The organism is Aeromonas sp. FDAARGOS 1405, assembly GCF_019048265.1.
Taxonomy (GTDB): Bacteria; Pseudomonadota; Gammaproteobacteria; order Enterobacterales; family Aeromonadaceae; genus Aeromonas; species Aeromonas veronii_A.
Map to the genome: position 1 here is coordinate 3,765,963 of NZ_CP077311.1, position 12,244 is coordinate 3,778,206.

At 56.8% G+C, this 12,244-nt stretch carries 12 protein-coding genes and 1 tRNA gene; 3 read left to right on the forward strand and 10 right to left on the reverse strand.

Going from position 1 to position 12,244, the window contains the following annotated elements:
• Nucleotides 1–12: 12 nt before the first annotated feature.
• The 6 genes from I6L35_RS17235 to fadR all read right to left on the reverse strand — a co-directional run bounded on the left by I6L35_RS17235 (nucleotide 13) and on the right by fadR (nucleotide 5,573).
• On the reverse strand, nucleotides 13–1,848 hold the full coding sequence (locus tag I6L35_RS17235; RefSeq protein ID WP_216978856.1) for a sigma 54-interacting transcriptional regulator: 1,836 nt from the start codon (nucleotides 1,846–1,848) through the stop codon (nucleotides 13–15).
• A 283-nt stretch (nucleotides 1,849–2,131) separates the two neighbouring features.
• Nucleotides 2,132–2,596 (reverse strand): hypothetical protein, encoded by a 465-nt coding sequence (locus tag I6L35_RS17240; protein WP_127005689.1) that lies wholly within the window; start codon nucleotides 2,594–2,596, stop codon nucleotides 2,132–2,134.
• Between the two features lie 215 nt (nucleotides 2,597–2,811).
• Nucleotides 2,812–3,696: an AEC family transporter gene (locus I6L35_RS17245; RefSeq protein ID WP_216978857.1), complete on the reverse strand. Its 885-nt coding sequence runs from the start codon at nucleotides 3,694–3,696 to the stop codon at nucleotides 2,812–2,814.
• Between the two features lie 12 nt (nucleotides 3,697–3,708).
• Entirely contained in the window at nucleotides 3,709–4,266 is a 558-nt protein-coding gene (locus I6L35_RS17250; RefSeq protein ID WP_005336887.1) for a YaeQ family protein, read from the reverse strand.
• A 187-nt stretch (nucleotides 4,267–4,453) separates the two neighbouring features.
• Nucleotides 4,454–4,594, reverse strand: coding sequence for a TIGR02808 family protein (locus I6L35_RS17255; RefSeq protein WP_005345965.1), 141 nt, complete (start codon nucleotides 4,592–4,594; stop codon nucleotides 4,454–4,456).
• A 265-nt stretch (nucleotides 4,595–4,859) separates the two neighbouring features.
• On the reverse strand, nucleotides 4,860–5,573 hold the full coding sequence (gene fadR, locus I6L35_RS17260; protein WP_026034983.1) for a fatty acid metabolism transcriptional regulator FadR: 714 nt from the start codon (nucleotides 5,571–5,573) through the stop codon (nucleotides 4,860–4,862).
• A 333-nt stretch (nucleotides 5,574–5,906) separates the two neighbouring features.
• Between fadR and nhaB the strand changes: the two genes are divergently transcribed.
• Entirely contained in the window at nucleotides 5,907–7,487 is a 1,581-nt protein-coding gene (gene nhaB, locus I6L35_RS17265) for a sodium/proton antiporter NhaB (RefSeq protein ID WP_216962989.1), read from the forward strand.
• Between the two features lie 98 nt (nucleotides 7,488–7,585).
• The gene (gene dsbB, locus I6L35_RS17270; protein ID WP_005336895.1) at nucleotides 7,586–8,107 is read left to right on the forward strand and encodes a disulfide bond formation protein DsbB; all 522 of its coding nucleotides are present in this window, start codon (nucleotides 7,586–7,588) and stop codon (nucleotides 8,105–8,107) included.
• Nucleotides 8,108–8,185: 78 nt separating this feature from the next.
• Here the strand turns inward: dsbB and I6L35_RS17275 are convergent, their stop codons facing one another.
• The 3 genes from I6L35_RS17275 to uvrB form a co-directional block, all read right to left on the reverse strand.
• Complete coding sequence (locus I6L35_RS17275; RefSeq protein ID WP_040069761.1) at nucleotides 8,186–8,833, reverse strand: DedA family protein; 648 nt, start codon at nucleotides 8,831–8,833, stop codon at nucleotides 8,186–8,188.
• A 171-nt stretch (nucleotides 8,834–9,004) separates the two neighbouring features.
• A complete protein-coding gene (locus tag I6L35_RS17280) occupies nucleotides 9,005–9,265 on the reverse strand; it encodes a YkvA family protein (RefSeq protein WP_005345974.1) in 261 nt (86 codons plus the stop codon).
• Nucleotides 9,262–11,274, reverse strand: coding sequence for an excinuclease ABC subunit UvrB (gene uvrB, locus I6L35_RS17285; RefSeq protein WP_216978858.1), 2,013 nt, complete (start codon nucleotides 11,272–11,274; stop codon nucleotides 9,262–9,264). The genes I6L35_RS17280 and uvrB overlap by 4 nt, the downstream gene beginning before the upstream one ends.
• Before the next feature lie 133 nt (nucleotides 11,275–11,407).
• On the opposite strand from uvrB, the gene I6L35_RS17290 reads away from it, so the two are divergent.
• A tRNA-Asn gene (locus I6L35_RS17290) sits at nucleotides 11,408–11,483 on the forward strand.
• Nucleotides 11,484–11,621: 138 nt separating this feature from the next.
• On the opposite strand, the gene I6L35_RS17295 is transcribed toward I6L35_RS17290, so the two are convergent.
• Nucleotides 11,622–12,119 carry a hypothetical protein gene (locus I6L35_RS17295; protein ID WP_216978859.1) on the reverse strand — a complete coding sequence of 166 codons (498 nt, stop codon included), beginning with the start codon at nucleotides 12,117–12,119 and terminating at the stop codon, nucleotides 11,622–11,624.
• Between the last annotated feature and the right edge of the window lie 125 nt (nucleotides 12,120–12,244).

Below are 12,244 nucleotides of genomic sequence, written 5' to 3' on the forward strand. Positions count from 1 at the left end.
GCCGCCAGCGCCTCAGCTCTGCACGGCAATCTCGTACTTCTTTATCTTGCGATAGAGGGTGGCAATCCCAATCCCCAGCGCCTGTGCGGCCAGTTTCTTGTTGCCGAGCCGCTGCAGGGTCTCTTCAATCATCTGTTTCTCCATGCTCTCAAGGCCGCTCTCACCCGGAGCGGGTTCAGGCAGTTTCTCCGGCATTGCGGCGAGCGGAGTGGTGGCAGGCACATTGAACGCCGCATCCAGATTGGTCACCGGGATCGACTGGGCGGTGACGCGATGGGGCTCCTGATTGCGGATGATGTTGGGGGGCAGCAGGCTGGCGTCAATCACCTCGCCCGCCTGGCTGACGTTGACCAGATATTCGATGAGGTTGCTGAGCTCGCGCACGTTTCCAGGCCAGCGATACCCCTTGAGCAGCGCCATCACCTCGGGCGCCAGACCGGGATAGACAATGCCAATGCGGCTGGTGTGCAGGTTGAGGAAGTAGTGGGTCAGCAGCTCCACGTCCCCTTCCCGCTCCCGCAGTGGCGGCAGGTTGAGGGGGATGACGTTGATGCGGTAGTAGAGATCCTCGCGAAACTTCCCCTCGGCTATGTATTGATCGAGATGCTGGTGGGTGGCGGCGATGATGCGAATATCCACCGGCACCGGTCGGCTGGCCCCGATGGGGGTCACCTCCCGCAGCTCCAGCACCCGCAGCAGCTTGGCCTGCATGGTGAGCGGCATGTCGCCAATCTCGTCAAGGAACAGGGTGCCCTGATGGGCTGCCTGGATCAGGCCCTGCTTGCCACCGCTGGAGGCACCGGTAAAGGAGCCCTTCACATAGCCAAACAGCTCGCTCTCCAGCAGTTGTTCGGGAATGGCGGCACAGTTGATGGCAATAAAAGGCTTGTCCTGCCGCGGACTCAGGCGATGGACAGCGCGGGCCACCACCTCTTTACCGGTGCCGCTCTCGCCACAAATCAGCACGCTGGAAGGACTCTGGGCGATGCGGTGCAGCAGTCGTTTGAGGGTGCGCATCGGCTTGCTCTCGCCGATCAGCTGATCGATCCGCACATCCGGATCCGGCTCCTGAACCTGACCAGAGTGGGACTGGTGAAACGCCATCAGAAAGAGCTGCTGGCCCTGCACATGATGTAGCTGGCCGATGATCAGCTCCTGACGACCTTCAAAAGTGATGATGTGCTGAAGATGACCACTCAGCCCCTGCTGGGAGAAGGTGAGCGGGCGGATCCCCACTTCGCGCCCCTGCAGCTGTTCCTGCTGGCAACCCAGATGATGGAGCGCCGCCTCGTTGGCGTAGAGCAGTTGGCTCTTCTCATCGAGCAGCAGGCAGCCCTGATCCATGTTGGTCATCAGATTGAGGAACACCTTGTTGACCCCGTCCGACAACCCGCGCGAATCGAGCAACTTGGCCACAAAGATGGTAGAGATGTGGCGCACATAGTCACACACATCTTGCAGATTGTTGTTGAGGCGCGCCTGCTGCTCGTCGCTGAAGGCTACCAGACTGATCACCCCGATACAGCGCTCGTCCACCATGATGGGCACCCCGAGGAAGGCGCGCTCACGACAGCTCTCCTTGCAGGTACAGCCGTCACACACGGGATCATCGCTGGTGTGGGTAACAATCTTCTCCCGCTGGTTATCAATCACATAGCGCAGCAGGCGGGAATCCCCCTCCAGCTGACGTCCGAAGAACTTGCCATAGGGCCCGGTGCCAGCCACCCGAACCATATCGGCATCCACAATCTCGACCTCAAGCTGCAGCACACTCGCCAGCATCTTGGCAAAGCGCAAGATGGTCGGCTGGATCTGCATCAATAGACACTGGTTGCTCACGGATCTCATCCATCATTCCTTTTTGTTCTTGTTATCCTCCCCCTAAAGGGAGTCATGCTGGCCAGATACTAAGGGATATCAGGGGGAACTACTTCGGGGGGGATCACGAAAAGGGAAAATGATCAGCATCCTCCGCGACTTCAGAGGTACAGATAAAATTCAATAAAAACATAAAGATGAAAACACATACAGCAAGATAAACCACTTGGGTCAGCCAAGCCTGCTGATCTGCGGACGCCATCGATGGATCATGCTGAATGTGGGGAAAACAACCTCTGATATGGCATTTGGTTCACGCGCCGCGTACCTGTTTCAGGACTTGGCACTCATGGTCGAAATCCGCTTTATCTTGCGGCTGAATGTAACTTTGCCAGCGGGCAAACAGCTCGGCCGTCGGATAACGATGCAGACGAATACCGGTGCGATAGAGTTTGGGAAAGAGTGGGTCTGGCTGGGATCTCACGACCAGACCTCGCAGCATCTCGCCAGAGGGAATGGCAATCACCAGCTCATCCCCCTCTTTCAACCTTATGGCCCCCAGGATGCCGATGCCGCCGATGGCTATGTCGCGCACTACTACATAGGGCACCGGGTTGAGCAACTCCAGAAACCAGTTGCGACGGCGACATTCTGCCTTGTAACCACCGCCACTGAGGATAAAACGGCGGTGTCTGCGCCAGTCATAACCGGTAGGCAATGCCGGGTCATAGCGCGATTTTGCCTGCCCCACAGGATCAGATTGCTCACTTGTGCTCATCCGGTTTCCCTCACTGGCATTGGTTAAACAGTGTCAGTCAGCTCTTTTTCAACTATAGCTGTCGCCGTTAGGCTCAGGGTCGGATACGGGGACGACAGATATATTACGGAGGCAATGATGGACAGAGATGGCATGGATGAGATACGAACGACTGCGGCTCGGTTCGATCAAGCAATAGACCAGTGAGTCGCACCGCCGCAGCGATGCAATCTAACTTAGCCGGGCAGATGAAGTGCCAACAAGACCGCCAGCGGGATCACCAGCACAGAGAGTGCATTGCCGCCGAGCACGATACTGGCCACCTTATCCGGCTGACAGTGATACTGCTCGCAGAGCATGTAATTCAACACCGCAGGGGGCAAGGAAACCGACAACATCAACAGCGGGATCCACTCCGTCTTGAGCGGCAACAACCAGATCGCCAGCAGCAGCGACAATCCCCCCGCCAGCAGATAGAGCAGGTTGCACTTGAGCGCGAGGCCCAGGTGATCGAGCTCCCCCTCCATCAGGCGAATACCCAGCGCAAAGAGCATCAGGGGCACCGAAATCTGGCCAAGCAGCGAGGCCGTGGTCACCACATAATCCGGCAGCGTAATGTGCAGGTTGGCCACCAGCAAACCGGCCAGCGCGGCCCACAACACAGGGCTGCGCAGCCACAGCCAGCGGGAGGTATTGGCCGAGAGGATAAACATGCCGACCGAGAAGTGCAGCAGATTGGAGAGCACAAAGAGGAGCACGATGGCCCCCAGTTGCTGCTCGCCAAATGCCAGCACCATCAAGGGGATACCGAGATTGCCGGTATTTCGGAACATAGCGGGCAAGATCAGCGCTGCCCTCTCAATTCCTTTGAGTTTGAGCAGCGCGAGCAGCAGACCGGGTAACAGAATAACCAGCGCCCCCGCCGCAATCAGCGGCAGATGCTCCGCCAGCACCAGCGGATACTTGACCAGCGCGGAGAAGACCAGCGCAGGGGTAAACAGCTCGATATTGGCCCGATTGACGTAACCGAGCGCGGCCCCCGGTCGCAATCGCCCATAGAGGGCGCCGAGCCCGACCACACCGAACACCGGGATGACGATATTGAGCAAGGCGCTGAACATGGGCGGCGTCCGTTACAGTTCGCGGGCCGGCTTGCCCATCAGCACCACCGGATCCAGCGTCACTTCCAGTGCCCCGTTACTGACCCAGAGCTGACCATCGGAGATAGTGCAGGTGAGCTGCATGGTGCGCTCGACCATGGCGGTCAGCGGCAGAGTCTGGCTGTCGGAGAGTTCGATGATGCTGAGGTTGTCATGCTGGCTCAGCTTGCCCTGGTTCTGCTTCCACCAGACGCTGGTGCCACGACCGCCGTAGAGGTAGAGCACCACCTGACGAGCACGGTTACAGGCCTTTTTCAGCCGTTTTTCATCGGGTTGGCCCAGCTCGATCCAGAGCTCTATTTCGTCCGAGTAGTTCTTGCACCAGAGCTCGGGTTCGTCATCGGCGCTCAATCCCTTGGTGAACTCCAGTCGCTCGGCAGCGTGCCAGGCAAAGGCCGCCAGCCGGATCATCATCCGCTCATCGGTTTCGGAGGGGTGGCGCGCCAGGGTGAGGGAGAAGTCCTGATACAGATTGCGATCCATATCAGACAAACTGATCTGGGCCTTGAATACGGTTGCCTTGAGAGCCATAGAAAACCTTGAACACCTGATAAGAGAAGGGTGAGTGGGAAATACGGGCGCCAGTGTAATCAAAATCGGCGACAGGTTCGACCATCCGGACCAAAGATTTCCCCTTCCCTGCCGGGATAAGTGCTTTAAAAGACACAAAAAACAAATGCCAGTCCGAAGACTGGCATTTGGCGGCATGAGAAGCGACTCACTTCTCGGCGGACTGTACCCCGAACGCGTTCAGCAGCATGCAACAGGTCACTGCCACCGCCACGAATCCGCTCAGAAAGATAAAGGGCATGGCCCCGTATCCCAGTACTGTCCAGATGGTGTGTTCAAGAAGACTCATTGTTGTGTCCTTCATCCGGTGAAAGGTGTGTTCCTTCTGGCGGATATTGGCTCCGCTCTTGATGCCTCCATTTGACCTCAATCAGCGGTTGGGTCCTATGCCACCAAAGTGATAAATGCAGGGTTCATTTGCGCTGGATCAAGCTTTTTGACCAAATATCCATGCAGTTCAAGCAATTACCACCGCAAATAAAGGATAGACACAAACACGGCAGAATAAAAAAACGCGCCGGATGGCGCGTTTCTTGGACAGCACAGGCAAGGGATCAGTTATCGCACAGATCGCTTGGCATGTCCTGACGCAGACGGGTCCACAGCTTGCCGGACTCGATACCGTACTGACGCACCGTCATGAACACGGCTTCGTGGTTCTTGGTCTCCGCCAGATTGAGCAGGGTCTTGTAGTAGGCGTCTGCGGTCTCGCGGGCCTGCTTGTCGGAGAAGTAGTAGCTGCCGACCCGGCTGTACAACCCTTTGAAACCGTTCAGGATCAGGGCGTAGATCGGATTGCCGGAAGCAAACGCCAGCTGGTGGTGCAGGCGATAATCGAACTCGGCATAAGCCTGTGCGTTGTTCTCGACCCCATCGGCGCCACGCAGGATCTCGGCGGCCTGCTCCGGATTGTGACGGATCGCCCCGCGGATAAAGATGGTGCAGATGTGGGTACGGGCGGAGAGCAGCTGAGCTATCAGATCAGGTACCTTGTCCTGATCCAGACGAGCCAACGTCTCCAGAATATTGAGGCCGGAGGTTTCCCAGAAATTGTTCACCTTGGTCGGCTTGCCATGCTGGATGGTCAACCAGCCATCACGGGCCAGTCGCTGCAGCACTTCGCGCAAGGTCGTCCGCGTCACCCCGATCAACTCGGATAATTCACGCTCGGCGGGCAGAATAGATCCGGGAGGAAAGCGATTGTTCCAGATGGACTCGATGATGTATTCCTCGGCAAACCCAGCTGGGCTCTGCGCTTTTATAACCATGAATTGACTCTGTTGTAATGCGTAAAAAGGCTGACGAATGATATCAAAGCGATGATGGCTGGCAAGCATAAGGTCAGTCCTCTGCTCACATATGGCAAATATAGTGTTGGGAATATGTATCTAATCGCCACGAGGGAGCCAGCCAACCCCGACAAGGTGGTTATAAAACAGACACATGGGCAGAGATCCATCGGCTATCATTTATAATCGTCACGCTTTTTGATTAAAATCACGAGGAATCAGACAGATAAAGGCCAACATCCGGAGGCACAGGTCGAATCATCCTTGACTGCATAGAAGCAGATCCTAACAACAAAGTTGAGACCCATTATCATGCCAATAAGCCTAGGGCAGGCATTCGCCAAGAACTTCTTGGGCAATGCACCACAGTGGTATAAAAGCGCCATCTTGCTATTTCTGGTGATCAATCCGATTGCCTTCCACCTTGATCCTTTCATTGCGGGCTGGTTACTGGTCGTTGAGTTTATCTTCACCCTGGCCATGGCCCTCAAGTGCTACCCCCTGCAACCGGGCGGTCTGCTCGCGATCGAAGCCGTGTTGATCGGCATGACCTCCGCCGATCAGGTCAAGCACGAGCTGGTCGCGAATATCGAAGTGCTGCTGTTGCTGGTGTTCATGGTGGCAGGCATCTATTTCATGAAGCAGCTGCTGCTCTATGTCTTCACCAAGCTGCTGATCGGCGTACGCTCCAAGATCCTGCTCTCCCTTTCCTTCTGTCTGGTGTCCGCCTTCCTGTCAGCTTTTCTCGATGCCCTGACCGTGATTGCCGTGGTGATCAGTGTCGCCACCGGCTTTTATGCCATTTATCACAAGGTCTCGTCCGGCAAGGGATTTGGACATGCACATGACCACACCCATGATCAGGAAGTAAAGGAAGACCACTATCAGGCTCTCGAGCAGTTCCGCGCCTTCCTGCGCAGCCTGATGATGCATGCCGCCATCGGTACCGCGCTGGGTGGTGTCTGCACCCTGGTGGGCGAGCCGCAAAACCTCATCATCGGCGAGCAGGCTGGCTGGCACTTTGGCGAGTTTGCCATTCGTATGTCCCCCGTCTCGCTCCCCGTCTTTATTTGCGGTTTGCTTACCTGTGTGCTGGTCGAGAAGATGGGATGGTTCGGTTATGGTGCCAAATTGCCGGAGTCGGTGCGCGCCATAATGGAGGAGTACAACCTGCATGAGAATGCCAAACGCACCCAGCAGGACAAAGCCAAGCTGATGGTACAGGCTCTGATCGCCATCTGGTTAATCGTCGGCCTGGCTCTGCATCTTGCAGCGGTAGGATTGATTGGCCTCTCGGTCATCGTGCTGGCAACCTCGTTCACCGGAATTACCGAAGAGCATGCTCTGGGCAAGGCCTTTGAAGAGGCGCTGCCCTTTACCGCCCTGCTGGCTGTGTTTTTCAGCGTGGTCGCCGTCATCATCGATCAGCAGTTGTTCAAGCCGGTGATCCAGTGGGTTCTTTCGGCGGAACAAGAGCAACAATTGGCGCTTTTCTATGTAGCCAACGGTCTACTCTCCATGGTCAGTGACAACGTCTTTGTCGGCACCGTCTACATCAATGAGGTGAAGACTGCTCTGCTCAACGGTGCCATCGACCGCGCCCAGTTCGATCTGCTGGCGGTAGCCATCAACACAGGTACCAACCTGCCATCGGTCGCCACCCCCAATGGTCAGGCCGCCTTCCTGTTTATGCTCACCTCGGCATTGGCGCCGCTGCTGCGCCTCTCCTATGGCCGCATGGTCTGGATGGCGCTACCCTACACATTGGTGCTGGGGCTGGTCGGCTTTTTCTCTGTCGAATTACTGCTTGGCCCTGCCACCGAATGGTTCTATCAGCACGGATGGCTGGTGATGGAGAGTGCGCTGCCAGCGGTACAGCCAGCGCTGCATTAATCCGTTGCGACGGTTTCCGAGGGCCCTTTCAGGGCCCTTTTCTTTTCTGCCCCGCTCTGCTCTAATTCAGCCACTGTTTTTTCTGAGAGATCAATGAGATGATCGAGTTTCTCCGCCGTATCGCCGCCCATCGGCTGGCTTGGGGCCTGTTGGCAGCATCAGCCCTGTTCCTCGAGTTGTGCGCCCTCTTCTTCCAGCATGTGCTGGGCCTCTCCCCGTGCGTGATGTGTGTTTACGAACGGTTGGCGACCCTGGGTGTGCTGGCCGCCGGTCTGCTCGGCATGGTGGCGCCGGATAAGTGGTATGTTCGCTGGAGTGCCATGTTGCTGTGGGGCTACAGTGCCTTCCGTGGCTTCCAGCTGGCCCTCAAGCATGTGGACTATCAGGTTAACCCCTCCCCATTCAACGTCTGCAGCCCGTTTGCCGACTTCCCGAGCTGGGCTCCGCTCGATCAGTGGCTCCCCTGGCTCTTTATGCCGGAAGGGGATTGTGCCCAGATCACCTGGCAGTTCTTCGGTTACTCCATGCCCCAGTGGCTGGTCGTCATCTTCGCCGCTTACCTGTTGGTCTTCACCGTGGTGGCCATCGGCAATCTGGTGAAAGGGCGTTGCTGCAACTGATCATCATGGCCGTGTGGAGATAAAAAGGGGGAGCCATCATGGCTCCCCCTTTCTCGTTCTGGCTGACCGTATTTCTGGTTACGCCCTGGCAGTGCTCATCTTGGCCTTGACTGCGCCAATTACCATAGGCAACAGGGAGATACCGATGATGCCGAAGATCAGCAGGGTAAAGTTATGACGCACCACCGGCAGATTGCCAAAGAAGTGGCCAGCATAGACGAAGGAGAGTACCCACAGCAGGCCGCCAACCAGGTTGAACGCCAGGAAGCGCGGATAGGTCATGGCCCCCATCCCTGCCACGAACGGCGCAAAGGTACGCACAATTGGCAGGAAGCGGGTGATGATGATGGTCTTGCCACCATGCTTGGCATAGAAGGCGTGGGTCTTCTCCAGATAATCCCGGCGGAAGATTTTGGAGTCCGGGTTGCGGAACAGCTGCTCGCCAAAGAAGTGACCAATGGTGTAGTTGACCACGTTGCCCAGCACGGCAGCGATGATCAGCACGGCCGCCAGGGTATGGACGTCCAGCACGCTGCCCACAGTAAGCGCACCGGCGGCAAACAGCAGGGAGTCACCCGGCAGGAACGGCGTCACTACCAACCCGGTTTCACAGAAGATGATCAGAAACAGGATGGCGTAAACCCAGACGCCATAGTTCTCGAACAGCTCTTTCAAATGCACGTCAACGTGCAGGATAAAGTCGATTGCAAAGAGGATCAGATCCATTTTTTCCATACCCATAAAGTGAACGGCGTGGAGTCTACGCCAATGCCATTCGGGCGACAATCTCTGGGTCAGCCTCTTTTTCATCCTGCTGTGCTCACCTTCAAATGAAACCGTTTTTCCGCAGATTGCCATACGATGCATCGAAGCAACCCGAAGAAGCGGACCGCTCTATCAATGAGGCACCTGTTCCAGATCGCTGCGCACGGCGGGGGGAAGGCAACGCTCCCAACCCCACAGCAACACCAGCAGCAGGGTCACGTCATCGAACCAACCCAGCAAGGGCACCACGTCGGGAACAAGATCCACCGGGCTGATGCCATAGAGCAGGATAAGGATCACCAGGCCCCTTGCCCACCAGGGGGTACCGGGATGGCGAAAGCCATGATAGAGACGACACAGTCGTTGCCAGACAACCCAGCGTTTACGGCTCATGATTCGATCAACTCGCTGCGCAACTGCTGGATCTGATCCCGCAGTGCCGCAGCCTGTTCGAACTCAAGATCCCTGGCATGCTGGAACATCTGCTCCTCCATCCGCTTGATCTCTTTGGCAATCTCGTTGGCAGAGCGGACATGGTACTCCCCTTGCGGCTCGGCCGCCTTGCGCATCCCCTTGCCTGGTTTGCCTACAGTGCGGCTGCCTCCCATGTCCATCACATCGCCAACGGATTTGTTGAGCCCTTTGGGGGTGATCCCATGCTTGAGGTTATAGGCATGCTGCAAGGCGCGGCGCCGCTCGGTCTCCTCAATTGCCACCTTCATGGAGTTGGTGATGGTATCGCCGTAGAGGATGACCTTGCCGTTGAGGTTGCGCGCCGCCCGACCGATGGTCTGGATCAGCGAGCGGGTAGAGCGCAGGAAGCCCTCTTTATCCGCATCCAGAATGGCCACCAGCGACACCTCCGGCATATCGAGACCTTCCCGCAACAGGTTGATACCCACCAGCACATCGAACTTGCCGAGACGCAGATCGCGGATGATCTCCACCCGCTCTACGGTATCGATGTCGGAGTGGAGATAGCGCACCTTGACGTCGTGCTCCGCCAGATACTCGGTCAAGTCTTCCGCCATCCGCTTGGTCAGGGTAGTAACCAGCACCCGTTCCTCGACGGCGACCCGCTTGCGGATCTCGGAGAGCAGATCGTCCACCTGAGTAGTCACAGGACGCACCTCGATCTCCGGATCGAGCAGGCCGGTTGGGCGCACCACCTGCTGCACCACATCGCCGCCGGACTTCTCCAGCTCGTAGGGGCCCGGAGTCGCCGAAACAAACACCGTCTGCGGCATCAGCGTTTCAAATTCGTCGAACTTGAGCGGCCGGTTGTCCAGCGCCGAGGGGAGCCGGAAGCCGTACTCCACCAGGGTCTCCTTGCGGGATCGGTCCCCTTTGAACATGGCGCCAATCTGCGGCACGGTCACATGGGACTCATCAATGATGAGCAGGCCGTCCCCCGGCAGGTAGTCAAACAGGGTGGGCGGCGGCTCCCCCGGCGCACGGCCGGAGAGGTAACGACTGTAGTTCTCGATGCCGGAGCAGTAGCCCAGCTCCTGCATCATCTCCATATCGAACTGGGTACGCTGGCTGATGCGCTGCTCCTCCACCAGTTTGTTGAGGGACAACAGCTGCTCGCGGCGGCTGCGCAGCTCTTCCTTGATATGTTCGATAGCCCCCAGGATAGTCTCTCGCGGGGTGGCATAGTGAGTCTTGGGGTAGATGGTGTAGCGCACCACCGTCTGCTCAATGGCGCCGGTCAGCGGGTCGAACAGGGAGAGCCGCTCCACCTCCTCATCAAACAGCTCTACCCGCAGCGCCAGCTTGTCCGATTCGGCGGGGTAGATGTCGATCACCTCGCCGCGTACCCGGAAGGTACCGCGCTGGAAGGCCATGTCGTTGCGGGTGTACTGCAATTCGGCAAGACGGCGCAGGATATCCCGCTGGTTGATCACATCCCCCACTTTGAGATGCAGCATCATGCTCAGATAAGCTTGGGGATCCCCCAGACCATAGATAGCCGATACCGAGGCGACAATCACCACGTCGCGCCGCTCCAGCAGTGCCTTGGTGGCCGACAATCGCATCTGCTCGATGTGATCGTTGATGGAGGCATCCTTCTCGATGAAGGTGTCGGTGGTCGGCACATAGGCTTCCGGCTGATAGTAGTCGTAGTAGGAGACGAAATACTCCACTGCATTATCCGGGAAGAACTCCTTCATCTCGCCGTAGAGCTGGGCGGCCAGGGTCTTGTTGGGCGCCAGAATCATGGTGGGGCGGTTGAGGGTCGCGATGACATTAGCCATGGTGAAGGTCTTGCCCGAACCGGTCACCCCGAGCAGGGTCTGGTGGGCCAGTCCTGACTCGATGCCGTCGAGCAGTTGGGCAATCGCCGCAGGCTGATCCCCGGCGGGTTTAAACTGGCTGGCTAACTTGAACAATTTGCTCATGAACACTCCCGACACAAAACAGCAGAGGAGCAGTGTAACCGAGGGTTTGGCAGCGGTATACCCGCGCCATCATCCCGCGAATGGCTTGACCACCTCGGACACCTTCTGTATGATGCACCTCCTTGCATGATGTTCCCCCGTAGTTCAGTCGGTAGAACGGCGGACTGTTAATCCGTATGTCACTGGTTCAAGTCCAGTCGGGGGAGCCAATTCCTCACCATCTCGGTGCAAGTTATCCACTTTAGTGCCCTCTCCTGCCAAATTTAATGCACAAGATCCTTCCTGCTGCCGATGCTCCCTTTTGTTACCCGTTCCGGCTCGACAGAGTTTTCTCCTGTCACACCTAACTATTTGATTTTTATGCAAACATTTTTCTTCCGGTATTTTTTGAACAGCCCTTGCATCCCAGTACTGGCGCGGCTTTGAGGGCGATGAACAAGATTCATAAACAGGGTTATCCACAGATTCTGTGGGTAAGTACAGCAAACCCTGTCAGGACGCGGGATTGCCCGTGATAGCCCCCGACGAAGAGTCATTTTGCTGGCCAACCTGATTTTATGCTGTTTTTTTGCCCCCTCAGGAACAGCGGGGTGATAGGCTCTATTGGCACTTTTCGGAGGTATCTTTTTGCCAACCCTTTCCCCGAGGGCGGGTGAGTAGATATCAACCTGATTTGGCCCTCTGCCAGCAATGACTGCTATCGGTTGAATCTGCTGAAACTGATCCCTGTCGACCGGCTGGACAGCAGAATCTAAAATATCTGCCTGCGCCAAAGAGCTTCGGTAGCGGGCAGCATATTTCACTAATTGACATCGGCAATGGCAGTAAAAATCCCCTGATTTCATTCGCGTGTCTCCCTATCACGCCACCAGCGTCATAAATAGCGCCCAATAACGACCGATTAATCGTCCCTTTGTGCTTCTTTATTGGGGATAGATCCGGCACAATATCGGCCCCACTTTTTTCCTCG

What these genes read in the sequence shown, in the direction of transcription:
- I6L35_RS17235 (WP_216978856.1), bottom strand. Translation starts at nt 1,848, where the DNA reads ATGAGATCCGTGAGCAACCAGTGTCTATTGATGCAGATCCAGCCGACC.
- I6L35_RS17240 (WP_127005689.1), bottom strand. Translation starts at nt 2,596, where the DNA reads ATGAGCACAAGTGAGCAATCTGATCCTGTGGGGCAGGCAAAATCGCGC.
- I6L35_RS17245 (WP_216978857.1), bottom strand. Translation starts at nt 3,696, where the DNA reads ATGTTCAGCGCCTTGCTCAATATCGTCATCCCGGTGTTCGGTGTGGTC.
- I6L35_RS17250 (WP_005336887.1), bottom strand. Translation starts at nt 4,266, where the DNA reads ATGGCTCTCAAGGCAACCGTATTCAAGGCCCAGATCAGTTTGTCTGAT.
- I6L35_RS17255 (WP_005345965.1), bottom strand. Translation starts at nt 4,594, where the DNA reads ATGAGTCTTCTTGAACACACCATCTGGACAGTACTGGGATACGGGGCC.
- fadR (WP_026034983.1), bottom strand. Translation starts at nt 5,573, where the DNA reads ATGGTTATAAAAGCGCAGAGCCCAGCTGGGTTTGCCGAGGAATACATC.
- nhaB (WP_216962989.1), top strand. Translation starts at nt 5,907, where the DNA reads ATGCCAATAAGCCTAGGGCAGGCATTCGCCAAGAACTTCTTGGGCAAT.
- dsbB (WP_005336895.1), top strand. Translation starts at nt 7,586, where the DNA reads ATGATCGAGTTTCTCCGCCGTATCGCCGCCCATCGGCTGGCTTGGGGC.
- I6L35_RS17275 (WP_040069761.1), bottom strand. Translation starts at nt 8,833, where the DNA reads ATGGATCTGATCCTCTTTGCAATCGACTTTATCCTGCACGTTGACGTG.
- I6L35_RS17280 (WP_005345974.1), bottom strand. Translation starts at nt 9,265, where the DNA reads ATGAGCCGTAAACGCTGGGTTGTCTGGCAACGACTGTGTCGTCTCTAT.
- uvrB (WP_216978858.1), bottom strand. Translation starts at nt 11,274, where the DNA reads ATGAGCAAATTGTTCAAGTTAGCCAGCCAGTTTAAACCCGCCGGGGAT.
- I6L35_RS17295 (WP_216978859.1), bottom strand. Translation starts at nt 12,119, where the DNA reads ATGAAATCAGGGGATTTTTACTGCCATTGCCGATGTCAATTAGTGAAA.